The organism is Streptomyces himastatinicus ATCC 53653 (assembly GCF_000158915.1).
GTDB classification, from domain to species: Bacteria; Actinomycetota; Actinomycetes; order Streptomycetales; family Streptomycetaceae; genus Streptomyces; species Streptomyces himastatinicus.
The window spans coordinates 10,414,431-10,436,613 of sequence record NZ_GG657754.1; the positions used below are offsets into that span (position 1 = coordinate 10,414,431).

The 22,183-nt window shown below is 71.2% G+C and carries 18 protein-coding genes; 4 read left to right on the forward strand and 14 right to left on the reverse strand.

The features are described from left to right. Both SSOG_RS43795 and SSOG_RS43800 read right to left on the reverse strand, forming a co-directional pair. Nucleotides 1–774, reverse strand: a 774-nt coding sequence (locus tag SSOG_RS43795) for an acyl-CoA thioesterase (protein ID WP_039940190.1), incomplete at its 3' end; no start/stop codon positions are given. A 52-nt stretch (nucleotides 775–826) separates the two neighbouring features. Further along, nucleotides 827–3,340 carry a DEAD/DEAH box helicase gene (locus tag SSOG_RS43800; RefSeq protein ID WP_009720762.1) on the reverse strand — a complete coding sequence of 838 codons (2,514 nt, stop codon included), beginning with the start codon at nucleotides 3,338–3,340 and terminating at the stop codon, nucleotides 827–829. 136 nt (nucleotides 3,341–3,476) lie between these two features. Between SSOG_RS43800 and SSOG_RS43805 the strand changes: the two genes are divergently transcribed. Then, nucleotides 3,477–4,268, forward strand: a complete 792-nt coding sequence (locus SSOG_RS43805; RefSeq protein ID WP_009720763.1) for a metal-dependent hydrolase — start codon at nucleotides 3,477–3,479, stop codon at nucleotides 4,266–4,268. 75 nt (nucleotides 4,269–4,343) lie between these two features. Here SSOG_RS43805 and SSOG_RS43810 read toward each other — a convergent pair whose 3' ends face one another. Further along, nucleotides 4,344–6,125, reverse strand: coding sequence for an ABC transporter ATP-binding protein (locus tag SSOG_RS43810; RefSeq protein ID WP_009720764.1), 1,782 nt, complete (start codon nucleotides 6,123–6,125; stop codon nucleotides 4,344–4,346). Beyond that, nucleotides 6,122–8,005 (reverse strand): ABC transporter transmembrane domain-containing protein, encoded by a 1,884-nt coding sequence (locus tag SSOG_RS43815; RefSeq protein ID WP_009720765.1) that lies wholly within the window; start codon nucleotides 8,003–8,005, stop codon nucleotides 6,122–6,124. Before SSOG_RS43815 ends, SSOG_RS43810 begins: the two co-directional genes overlap by 4 nt. Nucleotides 8,006–8,151: 146 nt before the next feature. On the opposite strand from SSOG_RS43815, the gene SSOG_RS43820 reads away from it, so the two are divergent. Continuing rightward, nucleotides 8,152–8,898, forward strand: coding sequence for a L,D-transpeptidase family protein (locus SSOG_RS43820; protein ID WP_009720766.1), 747 nt, complete (start codon nucleotides 8,152–8,154; stop codon nucleotides 8,896–8,898). A gap of 163 nt (nucleotides 8,899–9,061) precedes the next feature. Beyond that, the gene (locus SSOG_RS43825; RefSeq protein ID WP_009720767.1) at nucleotides 9,062–10,420 is read left to right on the forward strand and encodes a C4-dicarboxylate transporter DctA; all 1,359 of its coding nucleotides are present in this window, start codon (nucleotides 9,062–9,064) and stop codon (nucleotides 10,418–10,420) included. A 24-nt stretch (nucleotides 10,421–10,444) separates the two neighbouring features. Here SSOG_RS43825 and SSOG_RS43830 read toward each other — a convergent pair whose 3' ends face one another. Next, a complete protein-coding gene (locus SSOG_RS43830) occupies nucleotides 10,445–10,885 on the reverse strand; it encodes a MarR family winged helix-turn-helix transcriptional regulator (protein WP_009720768.1) in 441 nt (146 codons plus the stop codon). Nucleotides 10,886–10,977: 92 nt separating this feature from the next. Here SSOG_RS43830 and SSOG_RS43835 point away from each other — a divergent pair, with 92 nt between their 5' ends. Next, nucleotides 10,978–12,798, forward strand: a complete 1,821-nt coding sequence (locus SSOG_RS43835) for an ABC transporter ATP-binding protein (RefSeq protein WP_039940194.1) — start codon at nucleotides 10,978–10,980, stop codon at nucleotides 12,796–12,798. Between the two features lie 23 nt (nucleotides 12,799–12,821). Here SSOG_RS43835 and SSOG_RS43840 read toward each other — a convergent pair whose 3' ends face one another. From SSOG_RS43840 to SSOG_RS43880, 9 genes are all read right to left on the reverse strand, one after another. After that, nucleotides 12,822–13,961: a CaiB/BaiF CoA transferase family protein gene (locus tag SSOG_RS43840; protein WP_009720770.1), complete on the reverse strand. Its 1,140-nt coding sequence runs from the start codon at nucleotides 13,959–13,961 to the stop codon at nucleotides 12,822–12,824. 97 nt (nucleotides 13,962–14,058) lie between these two features. Further along, nucleotides 14,059–15,027, reverse strand: a complete 969-nt coding sequence (locus tag SSOG_RS43845; RefSeq protein WP_009720771.1) for an acetylxylan esterase — start codon at nucleotides 15,025–15,027, stop codon at nucleotides 14,059–14,061. Nucleotides 15,028–15,138: 111 nt separating this feature from the next. Next, entirely contained in the window at nucleotides 15,139–16,182 is a 1,044-nt protein-coding gene (locus SSOG_RS43850; protein ID WP_009720772.1) for a LacI family DNA-binding transcriptional regulator, read from the reverse strand. A 129-nt stretch (nucleotides 16,183–16,311) separates the two neighbouring features. Beyond that, nucleotides 16,312–17,166 carry a hypothetical protein gene (locus SSOG_RS43855; protein WP_039940195.1) on the reverse strand — a complete coding sequence of 285 codons (855 nt, stop codon included), beginning with the start codon at nucleotides 17,164–17,166 and terminating at the stop codon, nucleotides 16,312–16,314. Nucleotides 17,167–17,334: 168 nt separating this feature from the next. Beyond that, entirely contained in the window at nucleotides 17,335–18,123 is a 789-nt protein-coding gene (locus tag SSOG_RS43860; RefSeq protein ID WP_009720774.1) for an amino acid ABC transporter ATP-binding protein, read from the reverse strand. Nucleotides 18,124–18,130: 7 nt separating this feature from the next. Next, nucleotides 18,131–18,916, reverse strand: coding sequence for an amino acid ABC transporter permease (locus tag SSOG_RS43865; RefSeq protein WP_009720775.1), 786 nt, complete (start codon nucleotides 18,914–18,916; stop codon nucleotides 18,131–18,133). A 15-nt stretch (nucleotides 18,917–18,931) separates the two neighbouring features. Then, nucleotides 18,932–19,726, reverse strand: a complete 795-nt coding sequence (locus tag SSOG_RS43870; protein ID WP_009720776.1) for an ABC transporter substrate-binding protein — start codon at nucleotides 19,724–19,726, stop codon at nucleotides 18,932–18,934. 150 nt (nucleotides 19,727–19,876) lie between these two features. After that, nucleotides 19,877–20,110, reverse strand: a complete 234-nt coding sequence (locus SSOG_RS43875) for an SGM_3592 family protein (protein WP_039940196.1) — start codon at nucleotides 20,108–20,110, stop codon at nucleotides 19,877–19,879. Nucleotides 20,111–20,243: 133 nt separating this feature from the next. Then, a complete protein-coding gene (locus tag SSOG_RS43880; RefSeq protein ID WP_009720778.1) occupies nucleotides 20,244–22,178 on the reverse strand; it encodes a glycoside hydrolase family 127 protein in 1,935 nt (644 codons plus the stop codon). Between the last annotated feature and the right edge of the window lie 5 nt (nucleotides 22,179–22,183).

A 22,183-nucleotide genomic window follows, 5' to 3' on the forward strand; every position in this document is an offset into this window, starting at 1 on the left:
GCCGCCGGTCGCCACGGGCGACTCCTGGTCGTAGAGGAACCACTCATCGGTACGGAAGGACCGGTGGAACCACATGGCGTGATCCAGCGAGGCCATGTCGAAGCCCCGTGGACCCCATAGCGGCTCGACGGGCACCCGCACCGCGTCCAGCAGCATCATGTCGCTCGCGTAGGTGAGCGCGCAGGTGTGGACGAGCGGGTCGTCCCCGAGCGGTCCGACCGCGCGCATCCACACCGCGCTGCGCGGTTCCGCTTCCCTCAGTTCCTCATCGGTCCAGCGCAGCCGCTCGACGTACCGGATGTCGAAGGGCTGGCGGCGCTCCATCCGGGCGAGCGACTCGGGGAGGGCCCCCAAGTGCTCGCGGATCTCGTCGGAGAGCTTCGGAAGGCTCTCCGGCTCAGGTACCTCGGGCATCGGCAGCTGCTGTTCGATGCCCGGCTCCGGACGGTGGAAGGAGGCCGTCAGATTGAAGATCGTCCGACCCTGCTGGACGGCGACGACCCGGCGGGTGGTAAAGGAGCGTCCGTCCCGGATCCGCTCCACCTGGTACACGATGGGCACGCCCGGCCGCCCCGGGCGCAGGAAGTACGCGTGCAGCGAGTGCACCGGGCGGTCCCCTTCGGTGGTGCGCCCGGCGGCCACCAGCGCCTGCCCCGCCACCTGCCCGCCGAACACCCTCTGGAGCGACTCGTCGGGGCTGAGTCCACGGAAGATGTCCACCTCGATCCGTTCCAGGTCGAGCAGATCGACCAGACGTTCGGCGGGATTGGTCATCGGAGGCGCTCCTTCGCTGAGGTGGTTCGGGGGCCGGTCGGCGGCCGGGGGCCTACAGCTGGCCCACGTCGGTGACCCGGACCACGGCACGGCCCTCCTCGTCCGAGGCGGTCAGGTCGACCTCGGCCGAGATGCCCCAGTCGTGGTCGCCGTTCGGGTCGTCGAAGGTCTGCCGCACCCGCCACAGCCCGTGCTCGGGCTGCTCCTCGATCTGGAGCAGCTTCGGACCGCGCGCCTGCGGACCGGTGCCCAGCTCGTCGTACTCGTCCCAGTACGCGTCCAGCGCGTCTCCCCAGGCGTCCTCGTCCCAGCCGGACTCGGCGTCCATCTCGCCCAGCTCCGCCGCCTTGTCGAGCGCGGCCAGCTCGACCCGGCGGAACATCGCGTTGCGCACCAGCACCCGGAAGGCGCGGGCGTTCGCGGTGACCGGCCGCACCTGGTCGGCACGCTCCTGCGCCTCCTCCGCGGACTCCTCCTCCGGGTTGGCGAGCTGTTCCCACTCGTCCAGGAGGCTGGAGTCGACCTGTCGCACCATCTCGCCGAGCCAGGCGATGATGTCCTCGAAGTCGTCCGACTTCAGGTCGTCCGGCACGGTGTGGTCCAGCGCCTTGTAGGCGCTGGCCAGGTAGCGCAGCACGATGCCCTCGGTCCGCGCGAGGTCGTAGAGCGCGGTGAACTCGGTGAAGGTCATGGCCCGCTCGTACATGTCGCGGATCACCGACTTCGGCGACAGCGGGTGGTCGCCGACCCAGGGGTGGCTCTTGCGGTAGAGCCCGTAGGCGTGGAAGAGCAGCTCCTCCAGCGGCTTGGGGTAGGAGACGTCCTGGAGCCGCTCCATGCGCTCCTCGTACTCGATCCCGTCCGCCTTCATCGCGGCGACCGCCTCACCGCGCGCCTTGTTCTGCTGGGCCGCCAGGATCTGCCGCGGGTCGTCCAGCGTCGATTCCACCACCGAGACCATGTCCAGGGCATAGGACGGCGATTCGGGGTCCAGCAGCTCGAAGGCGGCGAGCGCGAAGGTGGACAGCGGCTGGTTGAGCGCGAAGTCCTGCTGGAGGTCCACCGTCAGCCGGATGTGCCGCCCCTCCGCGTCGGGAGCCTCCAGCTGCTCGACGATCCCGCCGTCCAGCAGCGAGCGGTAGATCGCGATCGCCCGGCGGATGTGCCGCAGCTGGTTCTTGCGCGGCTCATGGTTGTCCTCGAGGAGGAGGCGCATCGCGCGGAACGCGTTGCCGGGGCGCGCGATGACCGACAGCAGCATCGTGTGGGTGACCCGGAACCGGGAGGTGAGCGGCTCGGGGTCGGAGGCGATGAGCTTTTCGAAGGTGTTCTGGCCCCAGTTGACGAAGCCCTCGGGGGCCTTCTTGCGGACCACCTTGCGGCGCTTCTTGGGGTCGTCGCCCGCCTTCGCGAGCGCCTTCTCGTTCTCGACGACGTGCTCGGGCGCCTGCGCCACCACGAACCCGGCGGTGTCGAACCCGGCGCGCCCGGCCCGGCCCGCGATCTGGTGGAACTCCCGTGCCCGCAGCGTCCGCACCCGCTGGCCGTCGTACTTCGTCAGCGCGGTGAACAGCACGGTCCGGATCGGTACGTTGACGCCCACGCCGAGCGTGTCCGTGCCGCAGATGACCTTCAGCAGTCCGGCCTGGGCCAGCTTCTCCACCAGCCGCCGGTACTTCGGCAGCATCCCCGCGTGATGCACCCCGATCCCGTGCCGGACATAACGGGACAGGTTCCGGCCGAACTTGGTGGTGAAGCGGAAATTGCCGATCAGAGAGGCGATCTCGTCCTTCTCCGCCCGCGTGCACATGTTGATGCTCATCAGTGCCTGCGCCCGTTCGACCGCCGCGGCCTGGGTGAAGTGCACGATGTAGACGGGGGCTTGCCGGGTCTCCAGCAGTTCGGTGAGCGTCTCGGTGAGCGGCGTCGTGCGGTATTCGTAGCTCAGCGGCACCGGCCGGGTCGCCGACCGCACCACCGCGGTGGACCGCCCGGTACGCCGCTTCAGGTCCTCCTCGAACCGCGTCACATCGCCGAGCGTCGCCGACATCAGGATGAACTGCGCCTGCGGCAGCTCCAGCAGCGGGATCTGCCACGCCCAGCCCCGGTCGGGCTCCGCATAGAAGTGGAACTCGTCCATCACCACCTGGCCGATATCGGCGTCCTTGCCGTCCCGCAGGGCGATGGACGCGAGCACCTCGGCCGTACAGCAGATGACGGGCGCGTCCGCGTTGACCGACGCGTCCCCGGTGAGCATGCCGACGTTCTCGGTGCCGAACATCTTGCACAGCTCGAAGAACTTCTCCGAGACCAGGGCCTTGATCGGCGCGGTGTAGAAGGTGACCTCGTCCCGGGCCAGCGCGGCGAAGTGGGCGCCCGCGGCCACCAGGCTCTTTCCCGATCCGGTGGGCGTCGACAGAATGACGTTCGCACCGGACACCACTTCGATCAGCGCCTCCTCCTGGGCGGGATAGAGCGAGATGCCCCGCTCCTCGACCCAGGTCGAGAACCTCTCGAAGAGAGTGTCGGGGTCGGCTTCGCTCGGCAGCTGATCGATAAGAGTCACGGACCTATACTGCCTGGTTTCCCCGGCGGGGCGGGAACCGGCTGTGCGGACGAAGATCGTCCGTGGCTAGGGTGTGGTGAGCCGATGCAACCAACTCCCGCACCGAAGCGGGCAAGAACAGGGGCGGGGTACGACCATGATGGGACCGGCGCATTCGCTGTCCGGAGCGGCAGCCTGGCTGGGAGTAGGCGCGGCGGCCGCCGCGGCCGGCCACGAGATGCCCTGGCCGGTGCTCGTCGTCGGCGCGCTGATCTGCGCCGGAGCGGCGCTCGCCCCCGACCTCGACCACAAGGCGGCGACGATATCCCGCGCCTTCGGGCCGATCTCCCGGGTCCTGTGCGAAGTGATCGACAAGCTGTCGTACGCGGTCTACAAGTCGACCAGGAAGCCGGGCGACCCCCGTCGCTCGGGTGGTCACCGCACCCTGACCCACACCTGGGTCTGGGCCGTCCTCATCGGCGCGGGATCATCGGCCCTCGCCCTGGTCGGCGGCCGCTGGGCGGTGCTCGGCATCCTGTTCGTCCATATGGTGCTGGCAGTCGAGGGGCTGCTGTGGCGGGCGGCTCGGGTCTCCAGCGACGTCCTGGTGTGGCTGCTCGGCGCCACCAGCGCCTGGATACTCGCCGACATCCTGAACAAGCCGGGCAACGGCTCGGACTGGCTGTTCACCGCGCCGGGCCAGGAATACCTCTGGCTGGGGCTGCCGATCATCCTCGGTGCCCTCGTGCACGACATCGGCGACGCGCTCACCGTCTCCGGCTGCCCGATCCTGTGGCCCATACCGATCGGCCGCAAGCGCTGGTACCCGATCGGTCCGCCGGAGGCCATGCGCTTCCGGGCCGGCAGCTGGGTCGAGCTGAAGGTGCTGATGCCCGTCTTCATGGTGCTCGGCGGAATCGGCGGGCTGGGTGCCCTCGGCTTCATCTGAGCCCCCGCCCCACGGCGGTCCCGGTCCGGGCGATGCCGGTGCCGGGGACCGCCGGGGCGCAGGTGCCCCGGGGTGTCACTGGTGCCAGGAGCGCCACAGTGCCGCGTACGCGCCGTCGGCCGCCACCAGCTCGTCGTGGCTGCCCAGCTCGCTGATCCGGCCCGCCTCGACCACCGCGATCACATCCGCGTCATGAGCGGTGTGCAGCCGGTGCGCGATGGCGACCACCGTCCGGCCGTTCAGCACCTGGGCCAGCGACCGTTCCAGATGGCGGGCCGCCCGCGGGTCCAGCAGCGAGGTGGCCTCGTCCAGCACCAGGGTGTGCGGATCGGCGAGCACCAGCCGGGCCAGCGCGATCTGCTGCGCCTGCGCCGGGGTCAGCGCCAGGCCGCCCGAGCCGACCTCGGTGTCCAGGCCCTCCTTCAGCGCCCGTGCCCAGCCGTCCGCGTCCACCGCGGCGAGCGCGGCCCACAGCTCGGCATCCTGCGCGGAGGTCCGGGCCAGCAGCAGATTGTCGCGCAGCGAGCCCACGAACACATGGTGCTCCTGGTTGACCAGGGCGACATGGGTGCGCACCTGCTCGGCGGGCATCCGCGCCAGCTCCGCGTCGCCCAGGGTCACCCGGCCGGTCCGCGGGCCGTAGATCCCGGCCAGCAGCCGGCCCAGCGTGGACTTGCCCGCGCCGGACGGGCCCACCAGCGCCAGCCGCGTCCCCGGCGGCACCGTCATGGACACCTCGTGCAGCACATCGCTGCCCTCCCGGTAGCCGAACCGCACCTCGTCCGCCCGCACCTCACGGCCGACGGGCGTCACCCCGGCATCGGCCGGGCCCGGCTCGATCTCCCGCACCCCCACCAGCCGGGCCAGCGACACCTGTGCGACCTGGAGTTCGTCGTACCAGCGCAGGATCAGCCCGATCGGCTCGACCAGCATCTGCGACAGCAGCGCCCCCGTCGTCAGCTCGCCGACCGACATCCAGCCTTGCATCACACAGACGCCGCCGATCATCAGCACCGAGCCGGTGATCAGCGTGTAGCTCACATTGATCACGGGGAAGAGCACCGAGCGGAGCCACAACGTATAGCGCTCCCATGCGGTCCATTCTTTGATCCGCAGCTCGGACTGGGCGATCCGCCGGTCGCCGAGCCGGTGGGCCTCGATGGTCCGGCCGGCGTCCACGCTCTCGGTCAGGGAGGCGGACACCGCCGCGTACCCGGCCGCTTCCGAGCGATAGGCGCTGGGCGCCCGTTTGAAGTACCAGCGGCAGCCGATCACCAGCACCGGCAGCGCCACCAGCACCGCGAGACCCAGCGGCGGGGCCGTCACGGTCAGCGCTCCCAGCAGCAGGCCCGTCCAGACCACGCCGATGGAGAGCTGGGGGACCGCCTCGCGCATCGCGTTCGCCAGCCGGTCGATGTCGGTGGTGATCCGGGACAGCAGATCACCGGTCCCGGCCCGCTCCAGCACGCCCGGCGGCAGGCCCACCGACCGTACGAGGAAGTCCTCGCGCAGATCGGCCAGCATCTGTTCGCCCAGCACGGCACCGCGCAGCCGGACCATCCGCACGAATACGGTCTGCACCACGAGCGCCACCGCGAACAGCGCGACGGTGCGCTCGATATGGAGATCGTCCTTGCCCTGCGACAGATCCTCGACCACCCCGCCCAGCAGCTGGGGGCCGACCATCGAGGCGAGCACGGCGGTGGCGTTCACCGCCATCAGCACGCTGAAGGCCTTCCGGTGCCGCCGCAGCAGCTCGCGCACATAGTCCCGCACGGTGGCGGCCGTGCCGACCGGCAGTGTCGTCGCCGACTCCGGTGCGGCCGGGTCGTAGACGGGTGGCGCCACGCCGATCATGCCGACTCCTCGATCTGTTCCTCGATGCGTTCCAGTTCCGTGAGCCTGTCGCGGCCGTTGTCCCGCTCCCGGACGCCGTCGGGCTCCCGGGTGACCACCGCGCGATACGCGGGGTCGGTGCCCAGCAGCTCGCGGTGGCTTCCCACCCCCGCCGCCACGCCGTCGTGCACGAACACCACCCGGTCGGCCTGGTCCAGCAGCAGCGGGCTGGAGGTGAACACGACCGTGGTCCGGTCCGCCCTGAGCCGCTTCAGCCCCTCCCCGATGCGTGCCTCGGTGTGCGAGTCCACGGCGGACGTCGGTTCGTCCAGCACCAGCACCTCCGGGTCGGTCACCAGCGAGCGGGCCAGCGCCAGCCGTTGCCGCTGGCCGCCCGACAGCGAGCGGCCGCGTTCGGTGATCCGGGCACCCATCGGGTCGCCGTCGCCGGAGTCGGCCACCGAGGCCTGCTCCAGCGCCTCCAGCACGTCACCGCACTGCGCCGCGTCCAGCGCCTCCTTCGGCGGCACCGCGCCCGACCGCGGCACGTCCAGCAGCTCGGTGAGCGTGCCCGACAGCAGCACCGGGTCCTTGTCCTGGACGAGTACCGCGGCGCGCGCGGTGGCCAGCGGCACATCGTCCAGCGCGACCCCGCCCAGCAGCGCCGAGGGCGCCCCGCCGCCGTCCCCGGATTCCGCGTCGTCCTCGGTGGGATGACCGCCGAGCCGGTCCGCCATCCGCCCCGCCGCGTCCGGATCGCCGCACACCACCGCGGTCAGCTGCCCGCTCGGTGCGAGCATCCCGGTGGCCGGGTCGTAGAGATCACCGGTCGGCGGCTTCGCGTCGATCCCAGCGTCGAGCCCGGCGTCGGACCCGGCCGCCCGCGCGTCCTCGAGCGCGGCCGAGGGGCGCCGCAGCGCCAGCACCCGGGCCGCGCGCCGCGCCGAAGGCCGGGAGAAGGAGTAGGCCATCGCGATCTCCTCGAAGTGGCGCAGAGGAAACAGCAGAAACGTGACCGCGCTGTACACGGTGACCAGTTCGCCCACCGTGATCCGCCCGTTTCCTGCCAGCACCGCCCCGTACCAGACGACCCCGATCAGCAGCATCCCCGGCAGCGCGACCTGCACCGCCGCGATCAGCGACCACATCCGCGCGCTGCGCACCGCCGCGGTCCGCACCTCCTGGGAGGCCCGCCGGTAGCGGCTCAGGAACAGGTCCTCGCCGCCGATACCGCGCAGCACGCGCAGCCCGGCCACGGTGTCCGACGCCAGCTCGGTCGCCCGGCCCGCCTTCTCCCGCTGCTCATCGGCCCGGCGCGCGGCCCGCGGCAGCAGGGGCAGCACCGCCAGCGCCAGCGCGGGTACGCCGAGCGCCACCACCGCGCCGAGCGCGGGCTGGTAGATCACCAGCCCCACGCACACCCCGACGATCGTGATCGCGGCCGCGGTGAAGCGGGACAGCGCCTCCACGAACCAGCCGATCTTCTCGACGTCGCCCGTGGACACGGCGACGACCTCGCCCGCCGCCACCCGCCGGGTCAGCGCCGAACCCAGCTCGACCGTCTTACGCGCCAGCAGCTGCTGCACCCGGGCAGCCGCCGTGATCCAGTTGGTGACCGCCGCCCGGTGCAGCATGGCGTCGCCGAGCGCGATGAGCACGGTGAGCCCCACCATCAGCGCCCCGGCCAGGGCGAGCCGCGCACCGGAGCGGTCGACGACCGCCTGTACGCCGGTGCCGATCGCGAGCGGGAAGCACACCAGGGCGCCCATGTGCAGCAGCCCCCACAGGGCGGCCTTGATCTGCCCGCCCAACTGGTTCCGGCCCAGCCAGACGAGGAACCGGGTACCTGACCGTACGTCGGGTAGACCGGGGTCGGAGTACGGAAGATCGCGAATGCGCATGACGTTCCTGGGTGAGTGGCGGCGGCCGCGAAGGCAAAGAGACGTGAAAGGTTGGCTCTTCACGGGTGCGAATTTCAACTGGTTTTTCCGCAGTGGGACGGAACGCGCCAATCCCGTGCGCGCCGGGCCCGCGCCGGAGTGGGACGATGGGGCACATGCGAATTTCCGGGACGATGTCCATGCGTACGGCGGTCGCGGCCGCCGCTGCCCTCGCCCTGCTCACCGCCTGCGGCGGCGGCGGGGACGGCGGTGGCGACAAGGGCGGTGGCCAGGGGAAGCAGGCGATGGGCAGCAAGGCCCCGGCGTCGGACCCCACGCGCATCCCGGAGGTGGGGAACGCCCTCCAGTCCAAAATCCCCGGAAATTCACGGCAGGTTGTCGCGGTCTACGGCAAAGGAGTGAACTCCGCCGACGCGACCGTGGTGCTGTACACCAAGGAAGGCAAGGACTGGAAGCGCACCCGTAGTTGGGCCGGTCACAACGGCAAGCGCGGCTGGACGACGCGTCATCACGAGGGCGACAAGCGCAGTCCTGTCGGTGTCTACACGCTCAGCGACGCGGGCGGAGTGCTCCCGGACCCGGGCGCCCGGTTGCCGTACACCGAAACGGCCGCCTTCGCCGCTCCCCACTACTGGCCCAAGTCGCACTGGACGGACTTCAACTACGTCATCGCCATCGACTACAACCGCGTCAAGGGCACCTCGCCCCTCGACCCGTCCCGGCCCGAGGGGCAGCGCAAGGGCGGGAGCATCTGGCTGCACATGGACCACGGCAGTGGCACGTCGGCCTGTGTGAGCCTGCCCAAGTCCGGTATGGAGTATCTGCTGCGGAACCTCGACCCCGAGCGGCACCCGGCGGTGGTGATGGGGGACAAGGCGCATCTGGCCGCCTGACCCCAGTGGGGCGCCGCCTGAACCCGGCGAGGCACAGACGTAACACAACGACACCAGGGTTTTCGCGGCTGTTACACGGAACTCATCGGCGGAAACGTGCGCTCGGCAATAGTGGCGCGGAATTAGTTTTCCGCATCTCAGAAGTTCTGCCGAGGAGTTTCTCGTGCCGCACCCCTCACCGTCCGTCGTCCGGCGCGCAGGCCGAATGCTGCGCACCTCGCTGTTCACGCAGGTCGCCTGCGCGCTCGTCCTCGGCATCGCGGTCGGGAAGCTATGGCCGGACGTCGGCACGGCCGTCCAGCCGCTCGGCGACGGCTTCGTGCGCCTGATCAAGGCGGTCATCGCGCCGCTCGTCTTCTGCGTGGTCGTCGCGGGCATCGCGAAGGCCGGGGATCTGAAGGCGTTCGGGCGGATCGGGCTGAAGGCGCTGATCTGGTTCGAGGTGGCCACCACGGCGGCGCTGATCATCGGTCTGCTCGCCGCCAACCTCGTCGGGCCCGGCACCGGTATGCACGTCAATCCCGCTTCCCTGGACGGCTCGGCCGTGGACGACCAGACCGCGGGCGGCCATCTGCCGTCGGCGTCCCAGTTCGTGCTGGACGCGCTGCCGGACAGCGCGGTCGGCGCCTTCGCCGAGAACTCGCTGCTCCAAGTCCTGGTGCTGGCCTGCCTGGTGGGTGCGGCCGTGCTGCACCTCGGCAAGACCAAGGTGCCCGCGATCCTCTCGGGCATCGACCAGGCGCAGCAGGTCGTCTTCGCCGTCGTCGGCTTCCTCATGAGGCTCGCGCCGCTCGCGGTCTTCGGCGCCATGGCCCATCTGGTCGGGGAGTACGGACTGGGCGCCCTGTCGACGTACGGCAAGCTGATCGCCCTGTGCTACGGCGTCGCGCTGCTCTTCCTCGTCCTGCTCGCCGTGGCCCTCAAGCTGGTCACCGGGCTGAGCCTGTGGAAGTTCGTCAGGTACACCCGCGAGGAGATGCTGCTCGCGCTCGGCACCGCCTCCAGCGAGAGCGTGCTGCCGCGCATGATGCAGAAGCTGCGCGCGGCCGGGTGCCGCGAGGACGCGGTCGGGCTGGTGCTGCCCACCGGCTACTCCTTCAACCTGGACGGCGCGTCGATCTACCTGTCCATCGGCACGCTGTTCATCGCCCAGGCGGTCGGCGTGGACCTGAGCCTCGGCCAGCAGATCACCGTCGTCCTCGTGCTGATGCTCACCAGCAAGGGCATGGCGGGCGTGCCCGGATCGGCCTTCCTCGCCCTGTCGGCGACGGCCTCGGCCCTCGGGGTGATCCCTGCCGCCGCCGTCGCGCTGCTGCTCGGGGTGGACCGGATCATGGACTCGATGCGGGTGGCCACCAACCTGCTCGGCAACTGTGTGGCGGTCTTCGCCGTCGCGCGGTGGGAAGGTGCGCTGGACATCGAACGGGCCAAGCGGGTCCTCGCCGGTGAGGAGGTCGTGGCCCCGGCGCCGGACCCCGTGGTTCCGGCCGAGTCCGTCACCGCTCCGGCCCCGCGCGGCTGACCGCTCGCAAGCTCCGCCCCCGGTTCAGCAGCGGTTGCCGGGGGACCCGGAGAGGTCGTCGAGCAGATCGCCCAGGGCGTCGCGCTGCTGATCGTTCAGCGGTGCCAGGACGTCCTCGGCGGCTGCTCGGCGCGCGTCGCGCAGGGCGCGCAGCGTCGACCGGCCGGTGTCGGTCAGCTCGATCCGCACCACCCGGCGGTTGGACGGATCCGGCGCACGGCGTACCGAGCCGTGCGCCTCCAGTGCGTCCACCAGCGAGGTCACCGCGCGCGGCACCACCTCCAAGCGCTCTGCGAGGTCCGCCATCCGCGGCAGCCCGTCGTGGTGGGCCACGGTGCGCAGCAGCCGGGCCTGGGCCGGGGTGATGCCCAGCGGCTCCATGTGGCGCTTCTGGGCGCGCTGAAGTCGGCGGGTCAGGCGCAGCAGCTGCTCCGCGAGGCGGCCGGATGTCTCGGGGGTGGACATGATCGCAGTCTATCGGACCCCGTTCATTGTGAGTATAGGTAACAGTGAGCTATGCTCGGAAAGTCCGTGCCGTCTGCCATCAGAAGGAGCCCATGCGTCACGACACACCGCCGTGGACCCCAGCCACCCCCGATCCGGAGCGGCCCGCACAAGTGCGGCGCATCCTCCGGCTCTTCCGCCCCTACCGCGGCCGCCTCGCCCTGGTCGGCCTGCTGGTCGCCGCCTCCGCCCTGGTCTCGGTCGCCTCGCCGTTCCTGCTCCGCGAGATCCTCGACGACGCCATCCCCGGGCGGCGCACCGGTCTGCTGACCCTGCTCGCCCTCGGCATGATCGCGGCCGCCGTCGTCAACAGCGTCTTCGGCGTCCTCCAGACCCTCATATCCACCACCGTCGGCCAGCGCGTCATGCACGACCTGCGCGCCGCCGTCTACGACCGGCTCCAGCGGATGCCGCTCGCGTTCTTCACCCGCACCCGCACCGGCGAGGTGCAGTCCCGGATCGCCAATGACATCGGCGGCATGCAGGCCACCGTCACCTCCACCGCGACCTCGCTGGTCTCCAACCTCACCAGCGTCGTGGCCACGGTCGTCGCCATGCTCGCGCTCGACTGGCGGCTGACCGTCGTCTCGCTGCTCCTGCTGCCGCTGTTCGTCTGGATCAGCCGCCGGGTCGGCAACGAGCGCAAGAAGATCACCTCGCAGCGCCAGAAGCAGATGGCGGCGATGTCCGCGATGGTCACCGAGTCCCTGTCGGTGAGCGGCATCCTGCTCGGTCGCACCATGGGCCGCTCCGACTCGCTCACCCAGGACTTCACCCGGGAGTCCGAGCGCCTGGTCGGCCTCGAGGTGCGGGCCAGCATGGCGGGCCGCTGGCGGATGTCCACCATCGGCGTCGTGATGGCCGCCATGCCCGCCGTCATCTACTGGGCCGCCGGAATCGCCCTCCAGGCCGGGGGCCCGGCCGTCTCCATCGGCACCCTGGTCGCCTTCGTCTCGTTGCAGCAGGGGCTGTTCCGGCCCACCGTCAGCCTGCTGTCCACCGGGGTGGACATGCAGACCTCCCTCGCCCTCTTCGCCCGCATCTTCGAGTACCTCGACCTGCCGATCGACATCACCGAGCCCGCCCGGCCGGTGCGGCTGGAGACGGTGCGCGGCGAAGTCCGCTTCGACGGCGTCGACTTCGACTACGACGCCAAGGACCCGGCCTCCCCGAAGGGGACCCTGCGCGGCATCGACCTGACCATCCCGGCGGGCGGCAGCCTGGCCGTCGTCGGGTCGACCGGCTCCGGTAAGACGACCCTCAGCTATCTGGTGCCCCGGCTGTACGACGTGACCGGCGGCCGGGTGCTGATCGACGGGGTCGACGTGCGGGACCTGGACTTCGACAGCCTCGCCCGCGCGGTCGGCGTCGTCTCCCAGGAGACCTATCTCTTCCACGCCTCGATCGCCGACAACCTGCGCTTCGCCAAGCCCGACGCGACCGACGCGGAGATCGTCGCGGCGGCCGAGGCCGCCCAGATCCATGACCACATCGCCGCCCTCCCCGAGGGCTACGACACTCTGGTGGGGGAGCGGGGGTACCGCTTCTCCGGCGGTGAGAAGCAGCGGCTGGCCCTGGCCAGGACGATTCTGCGCGACCCGCCCGTCCTCATCCTCGACGAGGCCACCAGCGCCCTCGACACCCGCACCGAGCAGGCCGTGCAGAAGGCCATCGACGGCCTCACGGCCGGCCGCACCACCCTCACCATCGCCCACCGGCTCTCCACGGTGCGCGACGCCGACCGGATCGTCGTCCTCGACGGCGGCCGGATCGCCGAGCAGGGCACCCATGAGGAACTGCTCGCCCTGGACGGCCGCTACGCCGCCCTGGTACGGCGCGACGCCAAGCTGTCGCCCGTCGTCCCCGCCGCGTAAGCCCCGGCCGCGCTCGTGGGGCGTCAGGAGAACTCGGCGCGCACCGCATCCGTGTGCTCGCCCAGCGCGGGCACCGGCCGCAGCGCCGCCTGACGCCCCGCCACCTCGACCGGCGGCAGCAGGCCGCGCAGCGGCCCGACGGGCGAGCCGAACTCGCCCCAGCGCTCCCGGGCGGCCAGCTGCGGATGGTCGGCCAGCCCCGCGACATCCCGCAGCCGGGCATTGGCGATGCCCGCCCCGTCCAGCAGGGCCACCAGACCGTCGGCCGTATGGTCCGCGAAGGACCGCTCCAGCTCGGCCGTCAGCTCCTCGTCGTGGGTGCGGCGCAGCGGATTGTCGGCGAAGCGCGGATCGCGGATCAGATCCGGGCGGCCCACGACGCGTTCGCACAGGGTGATCCACTCGCGGTCGTTCTGCACGCTCAGGAACACCTGGGCGCCGTCGCCGCAGCGATAGGCACCGTACGGGGAGATCGAGGGATGGCGGGCCCCGCTGCGCACCACCCCGCCCCCGCCGTACGCCTGCGCGAAGTACGGATGGCCCATCCACTCGCCCAGCGCGTCGAGGAGGCTGACGCTCAGATCCGTCCCCGCACCGGTGCGCTCCCGCTCGTACAGCGCGGTGAGGATGCCGGTGTACGCGTACATCCCGCCCGCGATGTCGGCGATCGAGATGCCGGGGCGGGCGGGCTCCTCGGGGCTCCCGGTGATCGACAGCAGCCCCGCCTCGCACTGGACGAGCAGGTCGTACGCCTTCTTGTCCCGGTACGGCCCGTGGTCCCCGTAGCCGGTGATCGCGCAGTTGATCAGGCGCGGATGCCCGGCCCGCAGCACCTCCGCCGAGAGCCCGAGCCGGTCCACCGCGCCGGGCGCCAGGTTGTGCACGAACACATCGGCGCGGGCCAGGAGCGCGTCGAGCAGGGCCCGGTCCGCGGCGTCCTTCACATCGAGGACGACGCTCTCCTTGCCGCGGTTGACCCAGACGAAGTACGCCGACATGCCCTTGACCTCACGGTCGTACTCCCGGGCGAAGTCGCCCCGCCCCGGCCGCTCCACCTTGATGACCCGCGCGCCGAGATCGGCGAGCTGGCGCGTGGCGTACGGGGCGGCGACGGCCTGTTCGAGGGCGACGACGGTGATCCCGTCCAGGGGCTGTGCGGGCATGGGCGACTCCTTCGGTACGGGTAGCCCCTGTCTTCCCCGCGGTGAGCGGCCGCCGAACGCCGCTCACCGCGCCGGGTTCACCGGAAAGGCTTCCGGTTCAGCCCAGCAGCTTCCGCAGGTAGGCGATCTGCTCGCCCTGCTGGTGGGTGCCCCCGCCCTCGTGGCCGTTGAAGGACCACACCTTCAGCTCCTTCTCGCCCGCGTAGTGGTGGTACGCGGCGAAGCCGCACGAGGTCGGGGTGGTCGCGTCGCGCAGGGCGGTCGAGAAGAGCGCGGGCGCGGTGGCCCGGGCCGCGAAGTTGAGGCCGTCGAAGTGGTCGAGGGTCGCGAAGACCTGCTCTGCGAGATCGCGCTGACCGGCGCAGAAGCGGACCAGTTCGCCGTAGGGCTCGGCGTCGGTGATCTCGACGGCCCGCCGGATGTGCGTCATGAACGGCACGTCCACCAGCGCCGCGGTCAGATCCGGCACCAGACCGGCCGCCGCCAGCGCCATGCCGCCGCCCTGGCTGCCGCCGCTGACGACGATCCGGCCCGGGTCGACCAGCGGATGGGCGCGGGCGGCCTCCACGGCGCGCACGGCGTCGGTGTACAGCCGCCGGTAGTAGTAGTCGTCCGGGGAGAGGATCCCCTGGGTCATCTTGCCCGGTGCCTCGGGACCGGTGCCGCCGGCCGGATCGGGGGTGGCGCCGGGGGTCTGCTGGGCCCAGCCCTGGCCGCGGGTGTCCATGACGAAGACCGCGTAGCCCACCGACGGCCACAGCAGCCAGTTGTGCGGCAGGCCCCGGCCGCCGGTGTAGCCGATGTACTGCACCACGCACGGCAGCGGGCCCGCGGCCTCACGCGGCGCCAGCAGCCAGCCGCGTATCCGGTGGCCGCCGAACCCGGAGAACTCGACGTCGTAGGTGTGCAGCCGGGCCAGGCCCGTGTCGGTCTCGGTGAAGACCGCGTTCAGGTCCGCGGTGCGGGCCTCGGCGAGGGTGCGCTCCCAGAACGCGTCGAAGCCGTCCGGCTCGGGCAGCGGGGGCCGGTACGTGCGCAGCTGGTCCAGGGGCAGATCGACGAACACGGGGCGAAGACCTCCGGAAATCGGTACGGCGATGGCCAGGGACAACGTGGTAGGAGTGAGGTGCGGACGTCATGGATCGTTCGGATATCCGATCAGCGTTCGACTTCTCGGTCAAGAGGAAGTACGGGCCGGGGGAGCGGTGCTGGAGCGGACGATCAGCCGGGTGGACAGCTCGGTCCGCATCCCCTCCGGAACCTCACCCGCCCTCAGCCGCAGCAGGGTCCGCAGCGCCGTCGCCGCCATCTCGGACAGCGGCTGACGGACCGTGGTGAGCGCGGGGGTGGTCCAGCGGGCCTGCGGCAGATCGTCGAAGCCCACCACGCTGACGTCCTCCGGCACCCGCAACCCCCGCTCCCGCAGCGCCCGGTACGCGCCGAGCGCCATCGGGTCGGAGCACACGAACACCGCCGTCGGCGGCTCGGGCAGCGTCAGCAGCTCCGTCATCCGCTGGTACGCCCCGGCCTCCCGGAAGTCCCCGTAGCGTACGTACGCGGGCGGCACCCGCAGCCCGGCCGCGGCCATCGCCGAGCGGAACCCGGCCACCCGCGCCCCGCTGCACACCTTCTGCCGGTACCCGCCGATCACCGCGATCCGCCGGTGCCCGAGCCCGAGCAGATGCTCGGTCGCGCTCACCCCGCCCTGCCAGTCGGCGGCGCCCACGGACGGCACACCCGGCGGCGGCACCGGCCCGGGATCGATCAGCACGAACGGGACCCGGTGCTCATCGAGCCAGGCGTACTGCGTGGGCGTCAGCTCCGCGAGATGGAACAACACCCCGGAACTGCCCCGGGCGCACAGCTTGTCCAGCCAGCCCCGCTCGGGCCGCCCGTCGCGGAGGCGCGGCAGCCCCGCCGACACCACCACCTCGAGCCCCGCGTCATGCGCCGCCGCCTCCACGCCGTGCAGCACCGCGCCCGACCACGCGCCGTCCAGGGACTGCACCACCAGATCGACCAGGGCGGGCGGCCGGGGCGTCTCCGGGCGCGGTTTGCGGACGTACCCCAGACGGTCCAGGACCTCGCTGACCCGGCGGCGGGTGTCGGGCGCCACGTCCTCGCGGCCGTTGACCACCTTCGAAGCGGTCGGCACCGAAACCCCTGCCTCGCGGGCGATGACCGCCAGCGTAGGACCCGTCGATCCCGGGGAACGCGCCATCGAGATACCCCTTCCCGAACCCGCCCAAGCGCGACACCGACCGGGCAGAAACCGGTTACTACAGTAAGGCCGCCCCAACTCGGACGGGAAGACCCGGGAGTTGAGGCGGCCCCCTTCGGTCCGTGACGGTCACAGGCCGTAGCGGCTCTTCAGATGGCGCCAGAAGTCCCGGTACATCCACTTGTCGAATTCGGTGATGCGGTCGGCCGATCCCGCCTTCATGAGGAAGCCGCCCACCCCGGTCGGGGACCAGTCGTAGAAGTCGTCCAGACCGTAGGTGTGCCCGATCTCGTGCAGCAGGATGTGGATGTTGTCCTGGTTCACCGCGCCCAGCATGTACTCACTGCCGATGCGCTGCCCCCAGTCGCCCCCGGCGCCGCCGCCGAAGCCCTTGGTCAGCCACAGCGACTGGTCGTAGTGGCGCGCCGCGCCACCGGGGCACTTGGAATAGTTGCCGTCCTGGTGGAAGAAGCGGCCGCAGTCCGGGGCGCACTGCGGAGCGCCGCCGCCGTCCAGTCCGGTGTAGATGTCGACCGAGTTGTCGCTCCACTGGAGCGTGGAGCGGTTCTTGACCGCCCAGCCGACGATCTTGACCGGGACATCGTTGTACGGGAATTTCTCGAATCCCGCGACCTGGTCGATCCACTTCTTCGACTGGCGCTTGAGCGCCGTATGGATCTGGTCGCGCATCTGCGCCGTGACCGGCTGGTCGGATTCCCAGCGGACGCAGTAGTTCAGGCTGCCCTTGTTGGCCATCACCTGATCCCAGCCGTAGTTCTTGAAACCGTACAGGTCGGGATAGGTGGACTCGACGTGCCTCCAGACCTCGTTCAGCGGCTGGACGAGGTTGCTCGGCGGGTTCCAGGTGTCCGACGCGCCCGTCCCGGCGGCGTCGGCGGGTGCGGTGAATCCGATGAGGGACAGCGCCCCGGCCGCGGTGGCGGTCAGGAGGGCGCGTAATCCGCGAAGTCTTCGTTTGGGCATCCCCGGCTCGCTTCCGTGTGGGGAACGGGAGCGGGCGGCGCACCGCCGGGGAGTGGCCGTACGGGGACGCCGCCCGCACCCCCCCAGTGGCCCCCGAGCCCCGGAAAGTTGCCGCCCCTCCCCGGATACGCACGGACTGACAAAACGCACCGACACACCGCGGTGCGCTCAGCCGCCGGTACGGGCGTCATGCGGCCCCTTGTCCGGGACCTCCCCCACCCGGGCCGCTGCCGGGTCCAGCACCCGGGTGAGGAACGCCCGGGTGCGCGGATGCCGTGGCGCGGCCACCACCTGCTCCGGGCCGCCCTCCTCCACGATCACCCCGTCGTCCATGAACACCACCCGGTCGGCGACCTCCCGCGCGAAGCTCATCTCATGCGTGACGACCAGCATCGTCATCCCCTCGTCTGCCAGCGCGCGCATGACGGCGAGCACATCCCCGACCAGCTCGGGGTCGAGGGCCGAGGTCGGCTCGTCGAACAGCATCAGCTCCGGATCCATCGCCAGCGCCCGCGCGATCGCCACCCGCTGCTGCTGTCCGCCCGACAGCTGCGCCGGATAAGCGGTCTCCTTGTCCGTCAGGCCCACCCGGCGCAGGGTGTCCCGCCCGATCCGTACCGCCTCGGCCCTGTCGCGGCGCAGCACCCGCCGCTGCGCGATGGTCAGGTTCTCCAGCGCCGTCAGATGCGGGAAGAGGTTGAACGCCTGGAACACCATGCCGATCCGCCGCCGCACCCGGTCGATGTCCACATCCGGGTCGGTGACCTCGGCCCCGCCCACGGTCACCGAGCCCGACGTCGGCTCCTCCAGCAGGTTCACACAGCGCAGCAGGGTCGACTTGCCGGAGCCGGACGGCCCGATGACGCAGACCACCTCCCCCCGCTCCACCGCGAGGTCGATGCCCTTCAGCACCTCCAGCCCGTCGAAGGACTTGTGCAGCCCCCGGATCCGGATCACGGTCCGTTCACCTCGCCTTCGCCGTACGGGACTCCAGCCACCGGACCAGCTGGCCCAGCGGAACGGTGATCAGCAGGTAGCACAGCCCGGCGACCAGGATCGGAGTGAGGCTGCGGTGCTGATTGAGCGCCTCCCGGCCGAACTTGGACAGTTCGTACTGGTCCAGGGAGAGCCCGAGCAGATAGACCAGGGACGAGTCCTTGGTCAGCAGGATCAGTTCGTTGGTCAGCGGCGGCAGCACGATCCGGAACGCCTGCGGAATGATGATCGAGACCATCGCCCGGCCATGGGACATACCGAGCGAACGCGCCGCCTCCATCTGCCCCTTGGGCACGGCCCGGATGCCCGCGCGGATCGTCTCCGCCATGTACGCGGCCCCGACCAGACCGAGCGCCAGCATGACCGTGACATAGCGGTCCAGCGCCACCTGGAAGGCGAGCGGCACCCCGAAGCCGAGCGCGATGAACACCAGCAGCGCCGGAACGCCGCGGAAGAACTCGATGTACGCCACCGACAGCCAGCGGTACGGCGGCACCTGCGAGAGCCGCATCAGCGCCAGCACGAGCCCGGCCACGAGCCCGAACCCGAAGCCGAGCAGGGTGTAGACGACGGTGTTGAGCAGGGCGGTGGTGAGGATGTCGGGTAACAGGGACCGGGCCACGCCCGCGTCGAAGAACGCGCGGCGCAGTTCACCCCAGTCCGCGGCCAGGACGATGACGAGCAGCACGACGGCGAGCACGGCGTACTGCACCGTCCGTACCGCCCGCGCCCGCTGCCGACGGGTCATTGCCATAACGGTGCGGACTCCTCAGCTACTGGGCGCGGTGCCGAACCACTTCCGGTAGATCGTGTCGTAGCGGCCGTCCTTCTTCGCGTCGGCCAGCACCTGGTTGATCTTCTTGCGCAGGGCGTCGTTGCCGGTGCGTACGGCGATGCCGTACTTCTCCCCGGTGCTGAACTCGGCCGTCACCTCCGTGTCCGGGTTGTCCTTGACGAAGTCGTACAGCACCCCGTTGTCGTTGATGCCCGCCGCGACCTGTCCGGTCTTGACCGCGGACACCAGCAGCCCGAGGTCCTCGAACTGGACCAGCGTGGCGCCCACGGCCCGCTTCTGTGCGTAGGTCTCCCCGGTGGTCCCCTGCTGGACCGCCAGCCGCTTGCCCTTGAGGTCGGCGAGGGTCCGGTACGGCTTGCCCTTCCGGGTGAGCAGCGCCTGGGTGGCTTCGAAGTAGGGGCGGGAGAAGTCCAGGTTCTTCTCGCGGACGGCAGTGATCGTCATCCCGGCCGCGGCGACATCGCAGGTGCTGGTGTTGAGGTCCTCACCGGACTGGATGCCCTCGAAGGGCGTGTCCACGATCTCCTGCTTCACCTTCAGCTCCGAGGCGACGAGATCGACCAGATCCACGTCGAAGCCGACGATCTTCTTGCCCTGCCGGGACTGGAAGGGCGGATAGGGCAGATGGGTGCAGGTGGTCAGCTTGCCGGACTTCACCAGGCTGATGTCCGGGCCGCCGGAGGCCGACGGTTCGGTGCTGGTACAGCCGATGAGCAGGACGGCAGCGGCGGCAGTGGCTATGGCGGGCAGCGCGGAGCGAGCGGACACGGCACCTCCGGGACGTGGTCGGTGAACGACCCCACGGGACACGTGATCAGTACGTCGGCCCGCATCCTGCCACTCTCCGTGCCGCCTTGACCCCGCCGTGTGCGTTGCGAGCGCATAACGGCCGCGCGGCCCGCGATACGGGAGGCTCCGCTAGCGCCGCCGCCGTCGCCGCCTGCGGCGCTTGCTCCAGAACCAGCCGGCCGGCGGTTCGTCCGCCCGCCAGGGCTCGGGCTCGGGCGCACCGCGCCGCCGCCAGCGCGCGGTCAGCATGCGCGTGCGCGCGGCGGGCTCGGTGACCTCGGCACCCCGGACGAAGTCCTCGTCGAGAACGACGTCGTCCCAGTCGTCCGCGTCGTCCCCGGGGGCTGTGGATCCGGTGCTCAAGGGGCACCTCCCGTCCGCCGTGTGCCACTCGGGCACGAAAGCGTGTTCCTGGAGCGAAAAACGTGCGGGACGCCCACCGAGTTCCGGCGGGTTCACAAGGCTCACAAGGCTCACAAGGCTGACGAAGGGAGGCTTACGAGGGGATCCAGACCCGCATCGGTCCGGCCTCCCGGTTCGCCCAGGCGTAATAGGGGATCGCGGTGACGCGCACCGGGTCGCCCACGCCGCCGATGTCGCCCCCGGCGCCCGGGTACGGCCACCAGCCGCCGTCCGGGGCCGCCCGGCGCAGCGCCCGGGCCATGATCACGGTCACTCCGCCCAGCAGCCGCGGCCGGTGCTCGGCGACCAGCTCGGTGCCGGTGTCGAGCGTGATGCCGTCCAGCCGCAGCCCGGCGGGCTGATCCGGCTGCTCCAGGCAGTACACCAGCGGTCCGTGCTCGATCGCGGCGCAGCCGCGCACCGCGTCCACCCGTGGATCGGGGCGGGTCAGCCGGGGCGCCAGCGGCAGGGTCAGGACCACGGTCTCGCCCGGCCGCCAGCGGCGCCGCAACCGTAGCCAGCCCCGCTCCGCGCGCTCCGTCGCCGCCTCGCCGCCGACGGTCGCCTCGTACCGGTCGGCCCAGTGGGGGATGCGCAGCGACAGCGTCCAGTCCGCCTCCGCGGGAGCCTCGTCCACGACCACCGCGATCCGGCCTTCCCACGGGTAGCCGGTGCCCACCCGCACCGTTCCGCCGCCCGCCGCGTACACCCCCGACGCGTACTGGTGCAGCTGAAGGCCGCCGGCGTCACCGCTCGCCATGTAGTGCGGCAGCGACGCCAGCAGCCGCATCACGTTGGGCGGGCAGCAGGCGCAGCGGAACCAGGGCGTCCGCCGCGCCTCCTGGTCGCCGTGGGACTCCGTACGGCCCTCCGTACGGCCGTCGCGGACCTGGAGCGGATTCACGTACAGCCAGCGCTCGCCGTCCAGCGAGACGCCGGACGCGAAGCCGTTGAACAGGATCCGTTCGATCAGGTCGCTGTAGCGGGCGTCCCCCGTGAGCAACGCCATCCGCCAGCTGAACTGGATGGAGGCGATGGCCGCGCAGGTCTCCGCGTACGCCCGGTCCGGCGGGAGTTCGTAGGCGTCGCCGAAGGACTCCAGATCGTGCCGGGAGCCCACGCCGCCCGTCAGATAGGTCTTGGTGGCGACCATGTCCTCCCACAGCCGCACCAGCGCGTCCCGCAGCTCCCGGTCGCCGGTCTCGGCCGCCAGGTCCGCGGCCCCGGCCAGCAGATACAGCTGGCGCACCGCATGCCCGGCGACCGCCCTCGCGTCCCGCACCGGGATGTGGTCCTGCCAGTACGGCGCCCCGGGGCGCGGGCCGGTCCCGCCGCTGTCGCCCAGGGTGCCCTGTCCGCGCCGGTCCACGAAATACCCGGCCAGATCGAGATAGCGCCGCTCGCCGGTCTCCCGGTACAGCTCGACCAGCGCCGTCTCGATCTCCGGATGCCCGCACACCGCGTCCACGGCCTTGTCCGGGCCGAAGACCGCGTCGATGTGATCGGCGAACCGCACCGCCACATCGAGCAGTCCGTCCTCACCGGTGGCCCGCCGGTGCGCGACGGCCGCTTGGAGGAGATGGCCCGCGCAGTACAGCTCGTGCCCCCAGTGCAGCTCCGACCACCGCCGGGCGCCTGGCCGGGCCTGGTAGTACGTCTGCACATAGCCGTCCGCGTCCTGAGCGTCCGACACCAGGGCCGCCAGCCGCGCCACGTGCCCGGCCAGCTTCTCGGCGGCCGGGCCGCCGTGCTCCTCGGCGAGCTGCCAGGACGCGGCCTCCAGCCACTTGTGCACATCGGAGTCCTGGAACGGGAAGTCCCCGGTGAACCCCTCCTCCGCCGTCCCCGCGGCAGCCCGCAGATTGGCGAGATTGCCCGCCTCCTCCAGTCTCCCCGGCCCCTGTGGAACGCTGACCTCGGCGTTGACGCGCCGCTTCGCGGCCCAGAACCCTCCGGTGATCCGGGCCATGACGGGCGGCCGGAGAGCGGTGTGCGCATCCTGCGAGAGCCGGATCGGTCCTACGGACATCTGCC